The organism is Gilliamella sp. G0441 (assembly GCF_050589305.1).
Classification (GTDB): domain Bacteria; phylum Pseudomonadota; class Gammaproteobacteria; order Enterobacterales; family Orbaceae; genus Gilliamella.
The window spans coordinates 1-22,599 of sequence record NZ_JBNRJF010000018.1 but is presented as its reverse complement, the minus strand read 5'-3'; the positions used below and the strand labels follow the sequence as shown (position 1 = coordinate 22,599).

At 31.4% G+C, this 22,599-nt stretch carries 32 protein-coding genes and 4 pseudogenes; all 36 read right to left on the bottom strand.

What is annotated here, in order from left to right; genetic code table 11:
- Positions 1-288: 288 nt before the first annotated feature.
- The 36 genes and pseudogenes from ACKJXD_RS11445 to ACKJXD_RS11270 all read right to left on the bottom strand — a co-directional run bounded on the left by ACKJXD_RS11445 (position 289) and on the right by ACKJXD_RS11270 (position 22,368).
- Complete coding sequence (locus tag ACKJXD_RS11445) at positions 289-759, bottom strand: SMI1/KNR4 family protein (RefSeq protein ID WP_430876364.1); 471 nt, start codon at positions 757-759, stop codon at positions 289-291.
- Between the two features lie 13 nt (positions 760-772).
- Entirely contained in the window at positions 773-1,096 is a 324-nt protein-coding gene (locus tag ACKJXD_RS11440) for a hypothetical protein (RefSeq protein ID WP_430876363.1), read from the bottom strand.
- Between the two features lie 69 nt (positions 1,097-1,165).
- The gene (locus tag ACKJXD_RS11435) at positions 1,166-1,741 is read right to left on the bottom strand and encodes an imm11 family protein (RefSeq protein WP_430876362.1); all 576 of its coding nucleotides are present in this window, start codon (positions 1,739-1,741) and stop codon (positions 1,166-1,168) included.
- A gap of 142 nt (positions 1,742-1,883) precedes the next feature.
- Positions 1,884-2,270, bottom strand: a complete 387-nt coding sequence (locus tag ACKJXD_RS11430; protein WP_430876377.1) for an RHS repeat-associated core domain-containing protein — start codon at positions 2,268-2,270, stop codon at positions 1,884-1,886.
- Between the two features lie 37 nt (positions 2,271-2,307).
- Positions 2,308-2,955: a hypothetical protein gene (locus ACKJXD_RS11425; RefSeq protein WP_430876361.1), complete on the bottom strand. Its 648-nt coding sequence runs from the start codon at positions 2,953-2,955 to the stop codon at positions 2,308-2,310.
- A gap of 455 nt (positions 2,956-3,410) precedes the next feature.
- The gene (locus tag ACKJXD_RS11420) at positions 3,411-3,851 is read right to left on the bottom strand and encodes an RHS repeat domain-containing protein (RefSeq protein WP_430876360.1); all 441 of its coding nucleotides are present in this window, start codon (positions 3,849-3,851) and stop codon (positions 3,411-3,413) included.
- Positions 3,845-4,237, bottom strand: coding sequence for a hypothetical protein (locus ACKJXD_RS11415; protein ID WP_430876359.1), 393 nt, complete (start codon positions 4,235-4,237; stop codon positions 3,845-3,847). Before ACKJXD_RS11415 ends, ACKJXD_RS11420 begins: the two co-directional genes overlap by 7 nt.
- Positions 4,238-4,722: 485 nt before the next feature.
- Complete coding sequence (locus ACKJXD_RS11410) at positions 4,723-4,974, bottom strand: AraC family transcriptional regulator (RefSeq protein ID WP_430876358.1); 252 nt, start codon at positions 4,972-4,974, stop codon at positions 4,723-4,725.
- A gap of 441 nt (positions 4,975-5,415) precedes the next feature.
- A pseudogene (locus ACKJXD_RS11405) lies at positions 5,416-5,598 on the bottom strand (RHS repeat-associated core domain-containing protein); the annotation flags it as partial.
- 52 nt (positions 5,599-5,650) lie between these two features.
- A complete protein-coding gene (locus ACKJXD_RS11400; RefSeq protein WP_430876357.1) occupies positions 5,651-6,094 on the bottom strand; it encodes a hypothetical protein in 444 nt (147 codons plus the stop codon).
- A 6-nt stretch (positions 6,095-6,100) separates the two neighbouring features.
- The gene (locus ACKJXD_RS11395) at positions 6,101-7,099 is read right to left on the bottom strand and encodes an RHS repeat domain-containing protein (protein WP_430876356.1); all 999 of its coding nucleotides are present in this window, start codon (positions 7,097-7,099) and stop codon (positions 6,101-6,103) included.
- Positions 7,100-7,785: 686 nt separating this feature from the next.
- Positions 7,786-8,025 carry a hypothetical protein gene (locus ACKJXD_RS11390; RefSeq protein WP_430876355.1) on the bottom strand — a complete coding sequence of 80 codons (240 nt, stop codon included), beginning with the start codon at positions 8,023-8,025 and terminating at the stop codon, positions 7,786-7,788.
- A 411-nt stretch (positions 8,026-8,436) separates the two neighbouring features.
- Positions 8,437-8,535, bottom strand: a pseudogene (locus tag ACKJXD_RS11385) (RHS family protein); the annotation flags it as partial.
- 174 nt (positions 8,536-8,709) lie between these two features.
- On the bottom strand, positions 8,710-9,051 hold the full coding sequence (locus ACKJXD_RS11380) for a hypothetical protein (RefSeq protein ID WP_430876354.1): 342 nt from the start codon (positions 9,049-9,051) through the stop codon (positions 8,710-8,712).
- A 31-nt stretch (positions 9,052-9,082) separates the two neighbouring features.
- On the bottom strand, positions 9,083-9,490 hold the full coding sequence (locus ACKJXD_RS11375) for a hypothetical protein (RefSeq protein WP_430876376.1): 408 nt from the start codon (positions 9,488-9,490) through the stop codon (positions 9,083-9,085).
- Positions 9,491-9,651: 161 nt separating this feature from the next.
- Entirely contained in the window at positions 9,652-10,074 is a 423-nt protein-coding gene (locus ACKJXD_RS11370; protein WP_430876353.1) for a hypothetical protein, read from the bottom strand.
- A 1-nt stretch (position 10,075) separates the two neighbouring features.
- Positions 10,076-10,741, bottom strand: a complete 666-nt coding sequence (locus ACKJXD_RS11365) for an HNH/ENDO VII family nuclease (RefSeq protein WP_430876352.1) — start codon at positions 10,739-10,741, stop codon at positions 10,076-10,078.
- A 430-nt stretch (positions 10,742-11,171) separates the two neighbouring features.
- The gene (locus ACKJXD_RS11360) at positions 11,172-11,726 is read right to left on the bottom strand and encodes a hypothetical protein (RefSeq protein ID WP_220215186.1); all 555 of its coding nucleotides are present in this window, start codon (positions 11,724-11,726) and stop codon (positions 11,172-11,174) included.
- A gap of 29 nt (positions 11,727-11,755) precedes the next feature.
- Positions 11,756-12,397, bottom strand: coding sequence for an RHS repeat-associated core domain-containing protein (locus ACKJXD_RS11355; RefSeq protein WP_430876351.1), 642 nt, complete (start codon positions 12,395-12,397; stop codon positions 11,756-11,758).
- A 132-nt stretch (positions 12,398-12,529) separates the two neighbouring features.
- Complete coding sequence (locus tag ACKJXD_RS11350; RefSeq protein ID WP_430876350.1) at positions 12,530-12,982, bottom strand: SMI1/KNR4 family protein; 453 nt, start codon at positions 12,980-12,982, stop codon at positions 12,530-12,532.
- Between the two features lie 13 nt (positions 12,983-12,995).
- Positions 12,996-13,622, bottom strand: a pseudogene (locus ACKJXD_RS11345) (HNH/ENDO VII family nuclease).
- A 27-nt stretch (positions 13,623-13,649) separates the two neighbouring features.
- Positions 13,650-14,144 carry a hypothetical protein gene (locus ACKJXD_RS11340; protein ID WP_430876349.1) on the bottom strand — a complete coding sequence of 165 codons (495 nt, stop codon included), beginning with the start codon at positions 14,142-14,144 and terminating at the stop codon, positions 13,650-13,652.
- A gap of 285 nt (positions 14,145-14,429) precedes the next feature.
- Positions 14,430-14,891, bottom strand: a complete 462-nt coding sequence (locus tag ACKJXD_RS11335; RefSeq protein WP_430876348.1) for a hypothetical protein — start codon at positions 14,889-14,891, stop codon at positions 14,430-14,432.
- 42 nt (positions 14,892-14,933) lie between these two features.
- Complete coding sequence (locus ACKJXD_RS11330) at positions 14,934-15,716, bottom strand: RHS repeat domain-containing protein (RefSeq protein WP_430876347.1); 783 nt, start codon at positions 15,714-15,716, stop codon at positions 14,934-14,936.
- A gap of 131 nt (positions 15,717-15,847) precedes the next feature.
- On the bottom strand, positions 15,848-16,267 hold the full coding sequence (locus tag ACKJXD_RS11325) for a hypothetical protein (protein WP_430876346.1): 420 nt from the start codon (positions 16,265-16,267) through the stop codon (positions 15,848-15,850).
- A gap of 336 nt (positions 16,268-16,603) precedes the next feature.
- Positions 16,604-17,035 carry a DUF4274 domain-containing protein gene (locus ACKJXD_RS11320; RefSeq protein ID WP_430876345.1) on the bottom strand — a complete coding sequence of 144 codons (432 nt, stop codon included), beginning with the start codon at positions 17,033-17,035 and terminating at the stop codon, positions 16,604-16,606.
- Positions 17,036-17,060: 25 nt separating this feature from the next.
- Positions 17,061-17,453 carry an AHH domain-containing protein gene (locus tag ACKJXD_RS11315; RefSeq protein ID WP_430876344.1) on the bottom strand — a complete coding sequence of 131 codons (393 nt, stop codon included), beginning with the start codon at positions 17,451-17,453 and terminating at the stop codon, positions 17,061-17,063.
- 30 nt (positions 17,454-17,483) lie between these two features.
- A pseudogene (locus ACKJXD_RS11310) lies at positions 17,484-17,672 on the bottom strand (RHS repeat-associated core domain-containing protein); the annotation flags it as partial.
- 45 nt (positions 17,673-17,717) lie between these two features.
- Complete coding sequence (locus ACKJXD_RS11305) at positions 17,718-18,152, bottom strand: SMI1/KNR4 family protein (RefSeq protein ID WP_430876343.1); 435 nt, start codon at positions 18,150-18,152, stop codon at positions 17,718-17,720.
- Between the two features lie 131 nt (positions 18,153-18,283).
- Positions 18,284-18,574, bottom strand: coding sequence for a hypothetical protein (locus ACKJXD_RS11300; protein ID WP_430876342.1), 291 nt, complete (start codon positions 18,572-18,574; stop codon positions 18,284-18,286).
- 668 nt (positions 18,575-19,242) lie between these two features.
- The gene (locus ACKJXD_RS11295; protein WP_430876341.1) at positions 19,243-19,713 is read right to left on the bottom strand and encodes an SMI1/KNR4 family protein; all 471 of its coding nucleotides are present in this window, start codon (positions 19,711-19,713) and stop codon (positions 19,243-19,245) included.
- 247 nt (positions 19,714-19,960) lie between these two features.
- Entirely contained in the window at positions 19,961-20,239 is a 279-nt protein-coding gene (locus tag ACKJXD_RS11290; protein ID WP_430876340.1) for an RHS repeat domain-containing protein, read from the bottom strand.
- A gap of 122 nt (positions 20,240-20,361) precedes the next feature.
- Complete coding sequence (locus ACKJXD_RS11285; protein WP_430876339.1) at positions 20,362-20,607, bottom strand: hypothetical protein; 246 nt, start codon at positions 20,605-20,607, stop codon at positions 20,362-20,364.
- 149 nt (positions 20,608-20,756) lie between these two features.
- Entirely contained in the window at positions 20,757-21,101 is a 345-nt protein-coding gene (locus ACKJXD_RS11280; protein ID WP_187755196.1) for a hypothetical protein, read from the bottom strand.
- A gap of 185 nt (positions 21,102-21,286) precedes the next feature.
- Positions 21,287-21,709 (bottom strand): hypothetical protein, encoded by a 423-nt coding sequence (locus ACKJXD_RS11275; protein ID WP_430876338.1) that lies wholly within the window; start codon positions 21,707-21,709, stop codon positions 21,287-21,289.
- A 122-nt stretch (positions 21,710-21,831) separates the two neighbouring features.
- The gene (locus ACKJXD_RS11270) at positions 21,832-22,368 is read right to left on the bottom strand and encodes an RHS repeat domain-containing protein (RefSeq protein WP_430876337.1); all 537 of its coding nucleotides are present in this window, start codon (positions 22,366-22,368) and stop codon (positions 21,832-21,834) included.
- Positions 22,369-22,599: the final 231 nt, after the last annotated feature.

Below are 22,599 nucleotides of genomic sequence, written 5' to 3'. Positions count from 1 at the left end.
TCTTTTAAGTTCTTTAATGTCTCTAGCTAATAAATTTTTGCCGTATTAATTCCTTTTATACTCCTTGAAACTACAGTGTTTGTTATAAGATTTTTTATTGTATAACCCTGCTTTAGGAACTAATTTTTAGCTGGTGCTTTTTCTAAATCGTATTTAGGTATAAATTTACTCATTAATCCTCAAGAATTCTTAACTAATTTACCAAATCTTATTGATTCCTGATGATAAGAATTTAGGTTTTATCGCAAAAATAAAAAAAATACAACTTTTGGATTTGCTTATTATTTATTATAAATTATAAGCTTCATCTTCTGTTTTCATCCCGTAGATAAATTTTATTAATGAATCTGATATAAAACGTATTGTTGATTCTGGACTACCATCGTAGTCTTCTAAATATCCTATATATATCTTATCATCATTAGCATTAATGCAATATGGATATCCTCCATCATCAATAGCAAAAGGTATATAAGATAAAGGAATTAATTTCTTTTCAACAGCTAATGATTGATATAATTCTTCTAATAAAATATCGTTTTCACATTGTTTATATTTCATAGGTAAAAATAGTTTAACACTAATATCTACATCGTTATCTTCATCTATATAAAAATATTTTTCTCCTTCAATTTTACTTCCGTTATATTGAATGTATAGCTCAACTAAATCTTTTGGAAATTTAAGATTCATACTCTTGCTTACATCCATAATATCAGACTCGGTTAACTTTATTCCTGTATTTATAAATTTTTGCATTATTATGTATTTTCTATATATATTTTTTACATGTAGTATACCATTCTTGTTTCTTAAAAATATCGACGGCCTCTTTATAAGCCTGGGTAAAATCAGAGCTTCTTCTGCCATTTAGTTGTATTGTTACAATATTTTTTTGACTTCCTGTTGTTAGAAATAAATCAGCATGCCCAGTAAAATCAACAGTATTTGTTTCAGTCATTAACCCGAGCGGATCAACTTTTACATTGCTGTCAAAAACATACGCATAAAAATTCGGGTTGTTTCCTTCAAGTTTTATGGAATTTTGACTAATAGATAAGCCGGTTTTAGGATTATAATAAAGATCTGTTTCCAAATTCTTTAACTGTCTTAATAATTAAAATATCAATAAACCAACTTTATATAAGTTGGCTTGCGAGATTTTTTAAATATCTGTATAAATACTATATCCTTCTGGGACAAAATCTAAGCCTTTTAATTTTGCGCTTATACATCGTTTCTTGAATTCTTCTGTAACAATGATCTTATCATCATCTTCTTCTAATTTTATTATTTTATGATCAACAAGTTTATTAGGTAATATATATAATTTTTTTATTTTTAAATATTTTATCCCATAATAATTTTCTTCTTCAAATATTGATCGTTCTTTATCCAAACATGAAATTACGTTTAGGATATTTAGTACAAAAAAGTTATTATTAAAATTCTCTTTTTCATCTTCAATTACGGTTTTAAAAAATTGTATTTGATGCTCTTTTTCCAAATCATTAAATAGCTCTTTAAATTTTTTACTTACTAGAGGTGGACCAGATGAAACAGGTAAATAGTCATATTCATCTAAATAAGAATCTATTTTCTCAACTTTGTAATATAAAGTGTTTGCTAATTTGATTTTTTTCCCTTTTGTAAATTCAAATCCACTAATATTACTTTTCTCTTTATTAAAAAAGAAAAATAAACTTCTTTTATATTTTGGAAATAACTCATAATAATTCATAATAGCTCTAATCAATTAACATTTAACAGTTTCTTTTCTTGCTTTATACATTACATCAGCATATTAATGTTTTGTCCAATTATTAACCTTTCCTATTTTCGCTACTTTACCAGTCTAGCTACTATTTTTTAGAATTGTATTTTTAATTTTGAGTATTCCATATTGTTACTCTTTCCAATGCGCCATATCGTAAGGGTAGTATGGTTGGTCTTTGAGGGGGGATGTCGTCTAAGCCAAGTATTTTGACTAATGCATAACTTTCAAAGCTCCAATAGCCTGTATGAATATTCCATTTGCTTTTATGATCATCGTGCCCCCCTATCTGCAGAGTATCTCTTTTACTTACATAAAGCCCCAGCGGATCCACCGTTGTATTACTATCATACACATAAAAATTTGGATTATTTCCGGCAAGGCCGGTTGGGTCTTTGCTGATATATTGCCTCATTTCAGGATTATAATATCGGAACCAATTATAATAAAGCCCCGTTTCAACATCATCATACTGCCCCGGTTGTCTGAATGGAATGGAGTGCTCACATTTTTATAAAGATAATTGTTTATTTTTAATCTTTTCTGTAGAAAACTAAATTGTTAGATATTGGTTTGTAATCAATAATGTTATTATTCTCGACTTGATTTTTATTCAGAAAATTATATCTGTACATTTTAGGAATATTACCACTTTCTATGCTTACATTGATTTTGTAATTACTTTTTTGTGTTGATACACAAAATAATGTCTTTTTCAGAATGCTTTCAGATGTTATTTCCTGATTTTTTTTTAATTCAAAGCCATAACCGTATGTTACAGGAAAAATGTTATTTACTAATTCGGTGATTTCTAACATAATTTCTTCTGTGATTCCCTCTTTAAAATGGAGAATAATATCAATTAGTTCTTTCTCATTCTCTTTTTTTATTTGATTTAAAGCCTTGTTTGAATATAATACAGAAATAGTATCATTTCTATTTACCCCATTAGCATAAGCTATCTCATTTTTTGTACAGAATGAATCAATACTATACTTTTTAGAACTATAATTTAATTCAAATTTGTAAATCGTTTCAATTGAATTTTTTTCCAAAAATTTATTGAATGCTTTAATAAAGCTCTTGAACAGAGTTGTATATTCTTCTCTGTCATTCCAACTCATTACAATAAAATATTTGAGAACATCTCCATTTATTTCGTTTTTTTTAGCAAACATCATTTACATTTTATTTTAAATTTCGATTTAATTTTTTCCATAAATTGTACTAATCTATTTGTTCTAACATCACCGTCAATATTATATATATCCATGAAGTTCTTATTTCTTGAAATTAAGTCATTGATTTTATCAGTTTTAGAAGCAATCTCAATAATTTTAACTCTTCCATTTTTATAAAGAACTCCAACATTCAGGTCTTGGTCCGTATTTGAAATTTCCTCCACCAAGAAGTTTCTTATAACCCAAGTCCATAGTTATTCTTTGAACTCTTTGGTCAATAGAATAAATATTTGCAATAATTTTAGAGATTGTTGAATGTCCGAATGTTCCTGTGGCTTAAGCGTTTCCGATAACCTTTCCAAAGAATAACCCCAACGGGTCAATTCCAGTATTCGAATCACTTACATAAGCATAAAAATTCGGGTTGTTTTCCTCCAGTCTTATCGAGTCTTGGCTTATATAAGTTGCCTAAACGGAATAAACTGTTTATTGTTAAATAAATTTTCCCGTATTCTGCCATAGATGTCAAACTCAACCAGCCAAACCAGCTTACCTTTATCATCATAGGCCTGAGCGGGTCTGCCCAAATAATCCGATACAATCGAGTAGGACTTGCCCTCATATAGCTTTGCAGTGGGTACTAAACTTCCTTCCTCATAAACCAAAGTAGTCAGGTTTTCAACCGGTTCGGGTTGTTCCAACATAAGCATTCCCAGCTCATCAGAAATAATCTTTGGACGCCGCTCACACTCATAAAACCACTCATGCAATAATGCATTACCATCCCAAAGATAACGATAAATCTTTGTATTTACAATTTTCGCAGTTCTTCTACCTAACGCGTCGTATTCAAAACGGATCCATTTCCCCTGAGGATTGCGTACCGCTTTTAACATTCCGTTGCCCTGCCATTGGTATTCCCAGTCACCTTGCTGCCATTGTGAAGGGGTAAAATTTCAAGCGTTCTTTTTTTTCTTATTTCGTCGTATTGTTTGAGTTCGGATTTTGAATATCGCCGTATTTCGGCCTTACGATCAAATTCATTTTCTTCAATCCAAAAATTGTTCTTAGAATTTGTATTTTCACTTAAGAAAGATGAATCTTTTAGTAGGTTATTGGCAGAATTATTAAAATTTCTCGGCGTTTTTAAAATAAGATTTCCCTGTTTATCATAAATATAATTCCAATTTTTATCCTTTAGAATCTTACCCGATGCACCATATATTTGATCGGATTTTTTGAAGATTGGTATACAAATTTTATAGAAAAAATCATCCTTCAAACAAAAAGAACTCTAAATTCTCAAGAATTCCTAACTACTTTACCATATATTAAATATATTCTTGATGATAAGAATTTAGGTTTTTGCTTAACTCTATTTGTAATATTGGGCAAACAGCCCTTTTAGCGGAAACGCAGTGCAAAAGGCTTACGCTCTGTCATTCTCCCCTAGACTTTTATAACCTTTTTTCGCTTGTTAAATCTTTACTCCCTAATTCGGAATGGGAATTGTTAGACGAGTTGAAGAATTCTTAAAAGGAAAAAGAGCTTAGAATAAACTAAGCTCTTTTTTATTTATTGTTTAATCTCATATATTTTAAAATTATCTCTATTTTTTAAATAACCCTTCCCACAGTCGCATCTACCCCTCTATTGCCACATTTACAACTATCAAAATATTTAGGTACTCTGTTTATACTTGTATTACATAAAGTGCATTCATAATATATATTCTTTCTTTAACATTAGTTAATAAATCAATAATACTTAATCTTTAACAAACTCTAATTCAACAATAGACCAATGGCAAGTACATGAAAAATTATTATGATCTATTTTTTTTATCTTATCTATATTTATTTGTTCTAATTCATCTGTGTAATTTCCTTGTAATTTAAAATATAATTCATGAAAATGAAAATCACTTACTTTACTTTCTATTATAACAAACCCTTTTTTTAAAAGAATATTGAGTAATGATTCTATAGGATTACACACTTTTATTTTATCTATTTGCATAGCTTTATTTTTCTAATTACATCTTTTTATTTTTAAATTTCTACTTTCTAACCCTATTGGATCTCCCACAGGTTTCAATTTATGATTAAAATCTTCGATAAAATATTGAGTAGCTCCTCCCTTTCCAAACTGAGGGTTTGCTTCAACTATTGAAGAACCTACTTTTACATCTTCTGTTAAAACATATGCTTGTACTTGAGATCTATATCCAAATTTTTCATGTGCTTTGACCTGAACAGATTCCCATAATGTTTCTTTCATTTTACCTGAAGCTTCAAGAGATTCTTTAGATAAGTAAAATTCAGATTGTCCAGGAACTCCACCATAAACTATTGTTCCTTTTTCTAAAATTATTGTTCTCCATTTATCGATGCCAGGATAATCTCCAGATCCTTGCCAGCCCCTAGCTTTCCAAGCAGGAGTATCTCTTTTACTTCCATAAAGCCCATACGGATCGACCGTCGTATTCGAGTCGTGCGTATACGCATATAAATTCGGGTTATTTCCTTTGAGTCCGATGGGGTCTTTGCTGATGTATGCGCCTGTTTGAGGATTATAGTAACGGAAACGATTGTAATAAAGCCCGCTTAGTTCCTTATCTTCGTATTGCCCCAGTTGCCTGAACTTATCTTCATAATAAAAAACCAACCTGAATGGTTGGTGTTGTTTATTTTTATTAACGAGATACTATTAAATTATCAATATCTCCATTCATAGGATCAAATGAGAATCTATAGTCTTCATTATTAATAATGATTGAAAAATAAAGAGTATTTTCAATATAGTATAAGTCAGATACAGCAATATTATTATTTATAAATAAATTTTCAAATTTATTTTTTATTAATTTTAAAATATTCCATTTTATACTTTTATCACCATTGATGATATATGCTTTATTTTCCTTAAAGTTAAAAGGAGCTTCTACAATTCCTATTTCTTGTTCGCCTTTTAATAATATAGCTGTAATTTTTTTTTCATTTAACAATTGATAATTTTTTCCATTATAAGTCCAAGAAACACCTTCAGATAAAAGATCATATATACTTAATCTATTTATATTTTTTGATTTATCATAGCTCCCTAAAGAATCTATTAATTTAAATTTTGATATTTTCATTATTTTTTATGGACAAGTTATTTTTTTAGGTTCTTCAATAGGTATTAATTTAGCTCGATCTTCATAATTAAGTATTTGCACTTGATTTCCTCCTCCTTCATAAGTTATTCCATTATAAGTTTGTGGACCAACTGTACCTATCTGAACTCTAGTCCCTTCTGGAATTAAAAATTTTTGAACATGAGAAACCTCTGGTTTAAATTCAGGGGTAACAGCTAGTTTATTTCTCACATAACTTACATCTTTTATATGGTCTAATGTTCCCCATCCCCCTGGTTTTATCTGTCCAGGAGCCATAGCCATATTTACTATCATACCACCCTTAGGAACAATTATAGATTCAATTTTTGTTCCAAACATCCAAGGGTTTGAATTCGTTGGAGTAGGTAAAATTAACATCAACCCAAACGGATCAATTCCAGCATTCGAATCACTTACATACGCATAAAAATTCGGGTTGTTTCCTGCTAGCCCGATAGGGTCTTGGCTTATATAAGTTCCTGTATTACTGTCGTAATACCTAAACCGATTATAATAAAGCCCGTCTAGTTCCTTATCTTCGTACTGCCCCAGTTGCCTGAACGGAATAAACGACTTATTGTTAAATAAATTTTCCCGTATTCTGCCATAGATGTCAAATTCTACTTGCCAAACCAATTCACCTTTATCATCATAGGCCTGAGCGGGTCTGCCCAAATAATCCGATACAATCGAGTAGGACTTGCCCTCGCTTAACTTAGCAGTGGGTACTAAACTTCCTTCCTCATAAACCCAAGTAGTCAGGTTTTCGACCGGTTCGGGTTGTTCCAACATAAGCATTCCCAGCTCGTCAGAAATAACCTTAGGACGCCGTTCATTCTCATAAAACCACTCATGTAATAATACATTACCATCCCAAAGATAACGATAAATCTTTGTATTTACAATTTTTGCTGTTCTTCTTCCTAAAGCGTCGTATTCAAAACGGATCCATTTCCCCTGAGGATTGCGTACCGCTTTTAACATTCCGTTGCCCTGCCATTGGTATTCCCAGTCACCTTGCTGCCATTGGGGAGGGTCAGAATTTTCAAGCGTTCTTTTTTTTCTTATTTCATCGTATTGTTTGAGTTCGGATTTTGAATATCTCCGTATTTCGGCCTTACGATCAAATTCATTTTCTTCAATCCAAAAATTGTTCTTAGAATTTTTAAAATTTCTCGGAGTTTTTAAAATAAGATTTCCCTGTTTATCATAAATATAATTCCAATTTTTATCCTTTAGAATCTTACCCGATGCCCCATATATTTGATCGGATTTTTAGAAGATTGGTATACAAATTTTATAGAAAAAATCATCTTTCAAAAAAACTCCAAATCCTTAAGAATTTTTAATTACTTTACTCTATCTAAAATTGAGTCCTGATGATAAGAATTTAGGTTTTTCGCTTAACTCTATTTGTAATATAGAGCAAACAGCCCTTTTGGCCGAAACGGAAGGTAAGGGGCTTGCGCTCTACCATTTTTCCGCTAGACTTTGACAAACTGCTCTGGCTTGTTAATATCTTCTTCCTAATTCGGAATGGGAATTGTTAGACGAATTGAAGAATGATTAAATAAACAAGCCAACCTTTAGGGTTGGCTTGTTTGCTTATATTATTTAATATTTCCCAATTACTTACAATAAAAATAACTAATCTAATATTTTACCAAAATTTATTGTAAATCTAAATTTTTACCTAAATACCAACCTGTTATCATATCTAATACATCCCCTAATATATTTTCCTCTTCTTCTTTTTTATGTTCTTGACAATATAAAAAATACAGGTTTAATTCGTTATAAATTTCATTTTTGGATAATCCTTTCCCATTTAGTAATAAAACAAACTCCTTAAGAGATTCTATTGGATTATTAGAGTTTATTGCTTTTTCAATTTCTTTTTTATATTCCATAAAAAATTATTCTTCTAATTACATGATACTTTTTTCCATTCATCTTTAGTTTTACCTAATCTTTCGCCCAATTCATTAGGATCTATTCCTTCCTTAGTAATAATACTTAAATGTGTATCTCCATCTTGAACCGCTTTTAATCCATAATTATCCAAAACATTAGTATCAATACTAAATGCATCAGCATTTTTTAAAGGACCTCCAATAGTTGTAGGTTTTCTATGTGATGGTAAACTTTCAACACTTATACTCGTAGAGATTCCAGTCTCTCCAGACCTTACACCTAAGGAATTAGCTGCACATTTGATCCACCTACTGAGGGGCCAGAATATACAATAGGCTTTCCAGCATCATCAATTTTCATTCCCCTATATGCTGTCCCAAAAAAATCTTCATCCCACCCAAACGAGTTCCTGTATTACTGTCGTAATACCTAAAGCGATTGTAATAAAGCCCGTCTAGTTCCTTATTTTCGTACTGCCCCAGTTGCCTGAACGGAATAAACGACTTTATAGGCAGAAACGGAATACAGAAGCCTTACTCTTAGTCATAAACCGCTGTACATATTTAATATCTTTACCCTTATTAAAATCCTTATTCCTGAGGATAAACTGGAACTACAGGATAAGTTAAATAGTTGAAAAAAAGCCAAATCTTTGAGTTAGCTTTTTTGATTAAAACATTCTAATTAGGAGTATAAAATATAGATTCTAATAGAGAATCATTAAATATAAATTCAAAATTACCTAAATAATAATTCTTATTCTTACTTACTTGAAGTGTTTTATTAAATATAGCTTTTAAATTTTTATTTACAGTATCAATATTATTATCTAAAAAAAAATCTTCAACTTTATCATCTATTTTTTCAAATGAAACATAATGTAATTTAATAGGTGTTTTATAATAAGAAATTTCTAGTTTATATCCATTCCTATATATTACGAAAACATTATTATTTGTTGTAGAAAACTTGTCATCACTATTTTTTTTGATATATTCAATATCTGAAAATTCATGAGGCATTTTGTTTTCTTTTATACTAGTGATTAAAATATTATTTACATCCATTTTTTAATTTATTTTCTAAGTTTCTTTTCATTTCTCTCCATTCTCTTCCTTTTCTTAGTTTATCATAATAATCTTTAGCTCCTTCCAAATTATGTAAAGTTTTTTCTAGATTTTTAGTATTAGATAGATAATCATTGGCATTTTTTACAGCATTTGATATATCAACATCTTTAGAAAAAACATTTTTATAAACAATATCTCCATTTTGTCCAGGTTTTAAACTAAGTTCTACACCATCAAAAGTTCCATGTAGCCCTTTTATTTCATAATCAGGTGCAACACCATGTATACCTTGTTTAGCTAACCCAAAAGGATCAACTTCCGAATTAGAATCAAACGTGTAGGCATAAAAATTCGGGTTATTACCTGCTAACCTTATCGGATCTTGGCTAATATATAAGCCGGTTTCAGGATTATAATATCGAAACCGATTATGAAAAAGAAGTAGATAATGTAATTCAGAATTTTAAAACTAAAAAGACTTAAAGATAATTTATCTAACGCTTTAAATAGATTAGAAATAACAAACCAACCTAAAAGGTTGGCTTGTTATTATCAATTTAATTCAAAGAAATCTTCTAAAAATTCATTAAAACTATTCCATTCTTTATCAAAATTATTATTTTTTAGTTTATCAATATTTCCATCCTCTATGAGTACAACATGCTCATTTTCTTTATTATATAACAAATAATCTTCTGTCTCTAAGTTAAATAATGAAATATACTTTAAAGGGACTTGTTCTTTCTCATGCAATATCTGTGTGACATTATCATCTGTACTTAAATCTGCTGCTATATCATATAATAAACCATATTTACCATAATATTCATCACTATATTTCGATACAAATTCAAAAAATGCACTATTGGGATTAATGTGGTATTTTGATAAAGTATTTTTATATTTTTCTTGGAACTCTGGAAGAACAGTACCATATTCTTCATCTAAATAGTTTTTAATATTTTGTTTTAACATATTATTTACATCCTATTTTTAATTTTCTTGTTTCTATTTCAGCATTAGCTCTATCTTTCCAATATTGTTTTCTATCAACATCAAAGGCTTTTCTATCAACTGGATCATACGGATTAAATTTAGTCCCATCAGAATTAGGAGTTACTCTATATGGATGTAAAGCATTTGTATGTCCATATTGCTGATGTGAAGTAGCTGACAATTCAAATAGAGGGCCATGTGCTTGTTGTTTGGAATGATGTAAATTTATAGATTTGCCATCTGCTCCTATAGGAGCTAGTCCTCCTAAAGCTCTATCTAAATTAGTTCTATGTTTAGAATCAATTAAATCCCAATTTACATCTTTTTGGAAAATTTTGTAAGTATACCCTATTCCTCCTTTACTAGGATCAGGAGCCGTCCAATCAATAATACTAAAGATATCTAATACAAAAGGATCTATCCATGTATTACTATCATGCGTATAGGCATAAAAATTCGGGTTGTTTCCTGCTAACCCGATAGGGTCTTGGCTTATATAAATTCCTGTATTACTGTCGTAATATCTAAACCGATTATAATAAAGCCCCGTTTCAACATCCTCATACTGCCCCAGTTGCCTGAACGGAATAAACGGCTGATTGTTAAAGATATCTTCCCGTATTCTGCCATAGATGTCAAACTCCATCTGCCAAATCAGCTCACCTTTATCATCATAGGTCTGAGCGGGTCTGCCCAAATAATCTGATACAATCGAGTAGGAATTGCATTCGCATAGCTTAGCTGTGGGAAGATAGCTTTACACATCTTAATTTTTAAAATTGCGAATTAAAAAGAGTTCGAAAAATTCTGAAAAAACAAAAAAACGCTGAACCGCCCAAATACAAATTGATAGTGTGTAAAAAGCTCGTACCCAAGAACAGTAATGAGGTTTAGTATAATTGTGAATAACTTTTTATTTTGGGCTGTTTCGACAGCCAAAAACGGACAAGAAACCAAATTTTGCTGAGCAATTTTTATAAATGCGTGGCTTTGCCACACCTTTTTTGCCCCCTTTTTCTTCCGGTTTTGGAGCGGAAAGAGATAAAAAAACCGCTTTGAAGAAAGCGGTTAAAGTCTTAAACTTCTTTTAGTTTGATATTGAAATTATGTTCTATTAGTACCTCTTTCATTTTATCTGTAATTGCATATAGATTTTTTTCTTCACTATCACGAGCTATATAAAAATCGGTATTGACGGAACTACTAAAAACAGGAATATCCATAATTTTTTCGCCCTCTGATAACTCATAATATTCTGATTTTTCTTTGTCTATTAGTTGTATGAAATTTAAAATCCTACCTACATAAAAATCATACGAAATATTATCACAGATAACTTTACAGGGAATAAACTCCATATCCTGCCTTAACTTGTCCTGCAATATTTCAACAAATTGTTGAGAAAAAATAGGAACAGGCGAAGAACATTTTAAATAATCAATCTTCTCTATATTATTACTGTTATATCCTTGTTGAGCTGTAAAAACAAGTTTTTTATGTTCAAGGAACTTTCTATCATTAAGCCCCTCAATGAAATAATTATAATATTCCTCATAATCTTTTTCTTTGATGCTCGACAAATCAACAATAGCTAACTCATTTAAAATACTTGTTCTTAATTCATATAACATAATCTAATGACATTTTAATTTACCTGAATCTAACTCGGCTCTTGTCCGGTGTTGTAAATTGTGAATATCCGTTTGTATTCTCGTTGGACTCCATTTTCTTTTGTTGCAACCCTTTCAAGAGCATCAAGTCTTTTGCCCATTATATCATTATAATCTGCGTGTACGGAATTGACTCCTTTGTGTAAAGATTTGTTTGGATTAGGGTCTATTCCTTCGGCTACTGGTAAATACTTCATATTTGTAGCATTATTAATATCCAATCCCGATTTTTGGAATAGAGTATGATTCCGTAAACTGTACGGTATTATGTGATGTCTTTGATACCCTTGCTTTGTCGGCATCCAAGACGGAAATCTATCAATAGGAATAGGGCTTAAACCGAAAGGGTCTATCAAAGTGTTTGTATCGTGTACATAGGCATAAAAATTCGGGTTATTTCCTTGCAGACCGATGGGGTCTTGGCTTATATAAGTTCCCGTATTACTGTCGTAATACCTAAACCGATTGTAATAAAGCCCGTCTAGTTCCTTATCTTCGTACTGCCCCAGTTGCCTGAACGGAATAAATAACTTATTGTTAAAGATATCTTCCCGTATTCTGCCATAGATGTCAAATTCTACCTGCCAAACCAGCTCACCTTTATCATCATAGACCTGAACCGGTCTGCCCAAATAATCCGATACAATCGAGTAGGGCTTACCCTCGCTTAACTTAGCTGTGGGAAGAGAGCTTTATCACACAATTTTTACCCCTTTTTTTCTTATTTGATACAAAAAAACCGCTTTCCTCAAAGCGGTTTTTATCTAATAACCTAATTCAATAAAATCTTTAAAGTATTCTTCAAATGATGAAAATAATTCTTCTATTTTACCAATGTTCATTTTTTCATAATCATATTTTACGTTTACTCCATAAATCGCATTATCTTCTAATTCTTGATTTATAGAAACCTTATACAGAGTTAGATATTCGCCAACTTCGTAACTAAGAACAATTAAATCATTAGGAAGATTTACTTCTTCTCTCATTTGTTTAGTAATTTCTACTACTGGGTATGTAATGCTATTCTCATCTTTTGCAATTCCAAGTATATTAACATCTCCAAAATTGCACATTCCGCATTGAGATAAAAATTTTTTGTATTGCTTTGGAAGTTTTATATTTAACTCTTTTTCAATGTAATGAATTTGATCATTATCTGCACCTAACCAATATTCGAATTCTACGCTTTTTTTTAAATTTTTGATGTAATTCATAAAAATATTATTATCAATGACAACCTTTAAATGATTTTGCTCTTTCTTTCCAATAATTTTTACGGAATCTTTCGTATTGATTTTTGAGCTTTCTGTTGTTTCTAAAACTATTACCGTCTTTTATTAAGCCGTGTAAAGGTTAATAATATTTTATATGTGTACTGTCTAATAGTTCAACCATTGGATCTGGTTCATCACCTAGAATTTGATGTAGATTCATTTGTTTTCCGTCAATACCAATCGGAGTATATCCTTTACTCATCAAATCATAATTTGGAGCCCCTGCATCAAGTAATTTTTGTACAGTAGGATTGGTTTTCCCTACAATAGGGTCAACAAATGTTGGAACACCTCCGCCAAAATCAACAGGATTTTGATATACTTCTCTTCCTAAAACCTCAATCGGATTATACTTACTTAATCCAAATATATCCACTTCTGTATTTGTATCACTCACATAAGCACAAAAATTCGAGTTGTTTCCTGCTAGCCCGATAGGGTCTTGGCTTATATAAGTTCCCGTATTACTGTCATAATATCGGAACCTATTATAATAAAGCCCGCCTAGTTCCTTATCTTCGTACTGCCCCAGTTGCCTGAACGGAATAAATAACTTATTGTTAAAGGTATCTTCCCGTATTCTGCCATAGATGTCAAACTCAACCTGCTAAACCAATTCACCTTTGTCATCATAGACCTGAGCGGGTCTGCCCAAATAATCCGATACAATCGAGTAGGACTTACCCTCGCATAACTTAGCTGTGGGTACTAAACTTCCTTCCTCATAAACCCAAGTGGTCAGGTTTTCGATCGGTTCGGGTTGTTCCAACATAAGCATTCCCAGCTCATCAGAAACAACCTTTGGACGCCGTTCATTCTCATAAAACCACTCATGCAATAAAGCATTACCATCCCAAAGATAACGATAAATCTTTGTATTTACAATTTTCGCTGTTCTTCTACCTAACGCGTCGTATTCAAAACGGATCCATTTCCCCTGAGGATTGCGTACGGCTTGTAACATTCCGTTGCCCTGCCATTGGTATTCCCAGTCACCCTGCTGCCATTGGGGAGGGTCAGAATTTTCAAGCGTTCTTTTTTTTCTTATTTTATCGTATTGTTTAAGTTCAGAATAAAAACGGAAAAAAACCTTAAACCTCAAGCATTATTAATAACTTTACCATATCTAAAATTTATTTCTGATGATAAGAATTTAGGCTTCACGCTTAACTCTAGTTATAATAGTGGCAAACGGCTTTACTGGCAGAAATTTAGTATCCGAATTATATGGAACACAACAAATGGGATATCTACAACATCTTACAACTCATTCGCTCCCTTATTCCTGAGGATGAACTGGAACTACTGGATAAGTTGAATAGTTGAAACAGAAAAAAATAAAAGCCAACTCATTTGAGTTGGCTTTTTTGTTATGTTGTTATATTTTTTATTCTAATTTTGGTAGCTTATATCCTTCTTCTATAAATCTATTATTTTCATTAACAATTATATCCCACAAATTATTATATCTTGGAGTAAAATTAAAACATATCCAACCATTGTCTTTTTTAAGATATTCTTTATTTTTTTCTACATTGTTGTATAATTCATTAACCGGCAAAAAATTCATTCCTCTTTTTTCAAAATATGCTGAATAATAAATTATTAACCAAGACCATTCAGGGCTAAGACTAATTTTAATAAAAGCCTCAATTATCTTATTTTTATCAAATTTTGGATTATTATTTAAATATTCATCAATTTTAGAAGTTGCTGAAATAATATCTGTAGGCATATAAGCCTCATTTAATCTAATTTCATATCCATTCTGGCCTGTTAAATAATCAAATATTTGATCTTTCTGAACGGCTTGAGCAAATAATTCATTAACGTCTTTTCTTATAAACATTTTTCACAATACTTTTGTAATTATTACTTGACTTACCGGTACTTAATTTACCACAGCTTCTGCAATTCCTCCAGAGGTTGTACCTCCCGGTATAAACAATTCATTAGCTCCTGATAAATTAGAGGTTGGAAGTCTTAAATTATGTTCTGATGGTTTAGGTATATCTATTTTATACAATCCTCCCTTATTAGCCCATTCACCAGAAGGTATACCTAATCCTTTTTCGATTACTGAAATATCTCCTTTAGATTTTTTTAATAAATCATTTATCTGGTTTGTTGGAGCAACAAATTGTCCGTCTGGTCTACCTAAATGACTTTTTCCACGTCCAAAAAAATCGTATGCATCTCCAGTCATTAAAAAAGAAGCTCCAGATTTAAAATCCTTATGTACTTTTCCTCCACACTCACTCAACCCAAACACATCCACCTCGGAGTTAGAATCAAACGTATACGCATAAAGGTTCGGGTTGTTTCCGGCAAGGCCAATGGGGTCTTTGGAGATGTAGGCGCCGGTTTGGGAGGAGTAGTAACGGAAACGATTGTAATAAAGCCCGTCTAGTTCTTTATCCTCATACTGCCCCAGTTGCCTGAACGGAATAAATAACTTATTGTTAAAGATATCTTCCCGTATTCTGCCATAGATGTCAAACTCAACCTGCCAAACCAATTCACCTTTGTCATCATAGGCCTGAGCGGGTCTGCCCAAATAATCCGATACAATCGAGTAGGACTTGCCCTCATATAGCTTTGCAGTGGGTACTAAACTTCCTTCCTCATAAACCAAAGTAGTCAGGTTTTCAACCGGTTCGGGTTGTTCCAACATAAGCATTCCCAGCTCATCAGAAATAATCTTTGGACGCCGCTCATTCTAATAAAACCACTCATGAAGTAATGCATTACCATCCCAAAGATAACGATAAATCTTTGTATTTACAATTTTTGCTGTTCTTCTTCCTAAAGCGTCGTATTCAAAACGGATCCATTTCCCCTGAGGATTGGTACCGCTTGTAACATTCCGTTACCCAGCCATCGGTATTCCCAGTCACATTGCTGCCATTGTGGAGGGTCAGAATTTTCAAGCGTTCTTTTTTTTCGTATTTTATCGTATTGTTTGAGTTCGGATTTTGAATATCGCCGTATTTCGGTCTTACGGTCAAATTCATTTTCTTCAATCCAAAAATTGTTCTTAGAATTTGTATTTTCACTTAAGAAAGATGAATTTTTTGGTAGATTATTGGCAAAATTATTTAAATTTCTCGGAGTTTTTAAAATAAGATTTCCCTGTTTATCATAAATATAATTCCAATTTTTATCCTTTAAAATCTTACCCGATGCACCATATATTTGATCGGATTTTTGTAGATTGGAATACAAATTTTATAGAAAAAATCATTATAAAAACAAAAAAAAACTTAAACCTCAAGCATTATTAATAACTTTACCATATCTAAAATTGATTCCTGATTATGAGAATTTAGGCTTTACCCTTAAATCTCCCTGTAAAATTACGCAAACGGCTTTATTAGCAGAAATTTCGTTCCCCAATTATACGGAACACAACAAAGGGGACTTATACAACATCCTCCAACTCCTGCGTTCTCTTATCCCCCCGAAGATGAACTGGAACTCCTCGATAAGCTGAACTCTTAAAACAAAAAGCCAACTTTTTAGGTTGGCTTTTTTATAATATTAAAATTTCATCTTGATATTTTATTCATATAATTCTTCAATTTCATAAAATAATTTTTCTGGAATACCTTCTATATACCCATTAGGATATTCTATATATTCTCCCTCTAATTGCGTAAACATTATTTTTGGTATTTCAAAAGCCCCATCTTTATTATATTCTGTCCAATCATCTCCCTCATCATCTTTAGGATTAAAATAAATATTCTGATTATTATAAAAATTATTTGTATAACGTTCCTCTAATAAAATTTTATTTTTAAATCCATGACTAGGAGAAGATTTCCAATAAATCATTAAAATAGTAGCCCTATCTGTTTTTGGATTATTTATTAACCAATCCAAAAAATTATATTCACTATCCCAATTCCAATCCATAGTCATTTGATGCCAAACTTTTGGATTTTGAGATTCTGCAAAATCTATTATTTTTTTATTTGCTAATTCTATCATCTGGGATTCTTCCATTTATTACTTTTTAATGACATTTTATTGCTGCTCCTTTATTATTTCTTTGACTTAACCTACTTCTTTCTTCTGCTTGAAGTTTACTTACTTCTTTTCTAGGCTGTGTTCTTGTCAATTCTCCATTATTATACTTATTTACAATATCGTTTAATCGAGTTTCCATATTTGTATTTATATCTGGATGACTACCTCGATGATAATAATCGAAACCTAAACTATTTGCTACTTGTTGATTTTTAGGTAAAAACACTCCATTTGTAGCTTTATCTTTAGCTCCTCCTAAGCCTACTTTATCAAAAAAATCTTGATTGTTAATCCAAACTTCATGAGGTATAACATGATGTGCTTGAAAATCTCCTCTTATGAAAGGATCAAACCCATGTGTCATGCTTACTTTGCTCATATTACGCCCTAAAGTCCCACTACCTTCACTGAGCCCGAAAATATTTACCATCGTATTTGAATCATGCGTATACGCATAAGCATTCGGGTTATTTCCTGCGAGTCCGATTGAGTCTTTGCTAATATATAAGCCTTCTTCCGGGGAATAGTAACGGAAACGATTATAATAAAGCCCCGTTTCAACATCCTCATACTGCCCCAGTTGCCTGAACGGAATAAAATGATTATTTTCTTAAAAAAGACTCATTTGAATTATTTTTTCTTTTTATAAATTTTTCTCAATTAATTCTGAAAATGATTGAGAATATATTTCCTGACTATCACTATCATGATAAAAAATTAATATTTCTCCACTAGGTGTTACCATTACAGGGTCTCCACTTCCAGTGATAGAAATAACATAACTTTCTTGAATTATAGGACATCTATTATCTTGTTTATAATTTTCTCTAAACTCATTAGTTATATCTACTACTGTTTGACTAGATAACATCTTTGAATTATTAAACCCATATATTGGTACACCAACATAACTTCCTCCAAAATTTTTTAAAAAATCTATATAATCCTGAATAAATTTAACATGAAGCTCTTTTTGTGCTTTATCTATTTCTTCATCTGAAACAGGATTACCTCTAAATATTTGATTTTCCTTCTTAGAAAAAAAAATATTAATTCTATTATATAATTCTCTATTCATAATTATTTACATTTTACCTTTATACCTCTGGCTTCCAGTTCTTTTTTAGCTAAATATGCATGATATTCTTTTCTCCAATTATCAAAAGCAGCTCGCTCATCAACAGTTAATCCTCCTCCTTTCTTTTTTCCTTAAGAATGTTGCCCTGGATTTGTATGTGGCTTACCATGATGCTTTTGTGGCATTGCAACGATAGTACCTTCTGGAACTTGTTTGTAGTGGTGTAAAACTATTGTATTTCCTTTTTTATCTTTAGGTGATAATCCCCAACCTGAGCCTGAATTTGCATAATACAATGCTTCCAATTCTCTATTGGGTAAATGACTTATATTTGTATAACCATTTACAGTTAAGCTTAACCCTTTACTATCTGTAAAAGTGATATAACTAGATGGATGATTAGACAACCCAAACGGCTCCATCCCAGCATTACTATCATGCACATAAGCATAAAAATTCGGGTTGTTTCCACCAGTTTTATGGGATCTTGGCTAATATCTAAGCTGGTTTCAGAATTATAATATCGGAACCAGTTATAATTAAGCTCAGTTTCTACATCCTTATACTGCCCTAGTTGGCTGAATGGAATAAACGGCTGATTGTTAAAGGTATCTTCCCGTATTCTGCCATAGATGTCAAATTCCACCTGCCAAACCAGCTCACCTTTATCATCATAGACCTGAACCGGTCTGCCCAAATAATCCTAAACAATCGAGTAGGACTTTCCCTCGTATAGCTTTGCCGTAGAAAGATAGCTTTACATATCTTAATTATTAAAATTGCAAATTAAAAACAGCTCGAAAACTCTGAAAAAACGAAAAAAAAGCTAAACCGCCCAAATACAAATTGATAGTGTGTAAAAAGGTGGTACCCCAGAACAGTAATGAGATTTAGTGTAATTGTGAATAACTTTTTATTTTGAGCTGTTTCGACAGCCAAAAACGGACAAGAAACCAAATTTTGCTGAGCAATTTTTATAAATGCGTGGCTTTGCCACACTTTTTTGTCCCCTTTTTTCTTTTTGGGTACAAAAAAACCGCTTCAATCGAAGCGGTTTTTTAAAATTCTTTTATCTTAAATAGACACGCAGTTATTCCAAAGGTTTTATTGCCAAACAGAAAGATTTAAAATTTGCTACCACATTGTATAAACCTTCTTCAAGGTCATATTCCCAAGAAACATACTTTACTATTCCTGTAGGAATTTCAATAAAAAAATCATTTCCGCCAGCATTTCCAGCAAATGGAAAATGAGTTTTCATAAATTTCTTTGCTTCAGAGGAACGCTCTTTTATTGCTTCCCATATTTTTTGTATTTGGTCAATTCTATAAATACTCTCTATTTCCAGCTCATAATATTGGTCTTCATCTGTAGGGAAATATTCTGTACTTATTTCTGCTCCTTCTGTAAAATATACTCCGTTCTGTAAAAGATAAAACTGGACAAAATCATCCTTGCCCTTAAAGTCTTGTGCAATTACACTTTCAATTTGTTCTTTTGTTAAACTTCCATTTGAAACTTGAAATTTTAAATTTGGGTTCGTAAAAAAAATATTATTCATTTTCTAAGATTTATGATTTACATTCATCTTTTGTTTTTTCTTGGTTTGTTCATATCCTTCCCCATTATGCTTTTCTCTGTAATCTTTAATTCCTCTAACGTGGCTTACTTTTGAGTAAACAAATTGTCTGACAAGTTGCATTTTCATAGTATTTGTTTCTGGGGCATAACTAACATGGGGTGCAACCCAATCACTTGAAAAACCTTCTTTTAAAAAGGAAGTTTGCCCTTACTGTAATCCCAATACATCAGTCCAAGTATTGGAATCTTTCACGTAAGCGTAAGTATTTAAGCCCCCTGCAATAGAAATAGGGGTCGGAGCTTATGTAGCAACCACTTTCAGAGTCATAGTATCTAAAACGATTATAATAAAGCCCCGTTTCTACATCCTCATACTGCCCCAGTTGCCTGAACGGAATAAATAACTTATTGTTAAAGGTATCTTCCCGTATTCTGCCATAGATGTCAAATTCTACCTGCCAAACCAATTCACCTTTATCATCATAGGCCTGAGCGGGTCTACCCAAATAATCCGATACAATCGAGTAGGACTTGCACTCATATAGCTTTGCAGTGGGAAGATAATTTTATACATCTTAATTTTTAAAATTGTGAACTAAAACAGATCAAAAAAATCTGAAAAAAAACGCTAAACCGCCAAAAATATTAAAAAAACCATTCTCAAACCGCCCAAATACAAATTGATAGTGTGTAAAAAGTGGAAACGCAGAACAGTAAAGGGATTGGAACGATTTAGCATAATTTTGGATAACTTTTTATTTTGGGCTGCTTTAACAGCCATAAACGGACAAGAAACCAAATTTTGTGAAGCAATTTTTATAAATGCGTGGCTTTGCCAAACCTTTTTGTCCCTTTTTTTCTTTTTTTGATACAAAAAAACCGCTTCAATCGAAGCGGTTTTGTTTTAAAGTTTACTATAAATTTCTTTTAGTTCTTTTTCATATTTTTTTGCATTTGGAATACGAGTAGCTTTTAGATAAGGCTCTAATCCAGAAGGATTAGTTTTAAGCAAAAAATATTCAATTAGATAAAGGAGTAAAAAATTTTTTGAGTAACCAAGTATTGTTTCATTATCATTTTCTTGTTCAGGCTCTTCTCCATTTGGATATTCTTCATCAATTTTTGCATTTTATATAAGACAAATTTATTGAAAAAATCTTTATCCATTTCGAGTAATTTCATTGCTTCTTCTTTTGACAAATTTGCCAATTTCATCTTTTGTTCATCACGACTTGCGACAGCATCTCTATATTCGCTAAGAACTTTTAGCCTTGTACTTTTCTTTATATTATCAACTAAATTTTTATATTGACTTGAATCAATTATTTGTTTTGCAATTTCCATTTTATAATATTTATTTATTGCCAAACATCCACACCTTTAATAACGGTATTCTTACTCTTAGAGTTAATCCCTAAAAGCGAATGGGAACTCTTGGACAAACTAAATAAGAATTCTTAAATAAAAAAAGCTAACTTTAAAAGTTGGCTTTTTTTATTTTGTTTAATTTTTTTTTTGCTAGCTCATTTTAAAATTAATCTTATTTATTTAAGCTATTCATCCTCTACAAATTCAATCGCTTTTTTTATTGGATAAAAATTTTTAGTAGATTTTGATAGGCTATCTATTAATTTGTTATACTCATCTTTTCCTAATATTTCTTTGTAATCGTCTAACATTACATCTAAATTAGTCGAAAAAGATACTTTATTTCTAGGGTTACCTTCTAAATATACTGTTTTTAAAAAATTAATTGCTTCATCTTTATCAAAGTGTAACATTACTTCGAATATTTTAGCTTCAAAAAGTTTACTATGAATTAGTTTAAGTAAGATATCTTTATTTTTTAAATAATCAAAATGCTCAATATCTATATTTCTAAGATAATCTTTAACTTCATTTTGAGCTTTTGTATACTCATCAGATAATATTTTTAAATCTAACATATTAAATTCTTTAAATTCAGCTTTAGACATAAAACGTCTAACAACACCTGGGTTTTGAGGAACACCATTTATTATATCCAACCCAAACGGGTCGACCGTTGTATTGGAGTCGAAGGTATACGCATAAAGATTAGGGTTATTCCCGGCAAGACCTAAGGGGTCTTTCCTTTACTCATCAAATCATAATTTGAAGCCCCTGCATCAAGTAATTTTTGTACAGTAGGATTGGTTTTCCCTACAATAGGGTCAACAAAAGTTGGAACACCTCCGCCAAAATCAACAGGATTTTGATATACTTCTCTTCCTAAAACCTCAATCGGATTATACTTACTTAATCCAAATATATCCACTTCTGTATTTGTATCACTCACATAAGCATAAAAATTCGGATTATTTCCTTGCAGACCGATGGGGTCTTGGCTTATATAAGTTCCTGTATTACTGTCGTAATACCTAAAACGATTGTAATAAAGCCCCGTTTCAACATCCTCATACTGCCCCAGTTGCCTGAACGGAATAAATAACTTATTGTTAAAGATATCTTCCCGTATTCTGCCATAGATGTCAAATTCTACCTGCCAAACCAGCTCACCTTTATCATCATAAGCCTGAGCGGGTCTGCCCAAATAATCCGAAACAATCGAGTAGGACTTGCCTCCGCATAGTTTAGCGGTGGGAATAAACCTCATAAAATACGTAAAAAGTCCATTCTCAAAGCAGCTAATGCAAGTTGATAGAGTGAAAAAACGGTGGAAATTCAGAATAGTTAAGAAATTTTTGTAATTATGGATAATTTCTTATTTTGGGTAATTTTAAAAATGAAAAATTAAATAAAAACATAATATTGATAAACATCTTTACTTATATTTTCTCGTAAATTGTTCGTTCTTGTGGAGTAATGTCAATGCTATCACTGAATT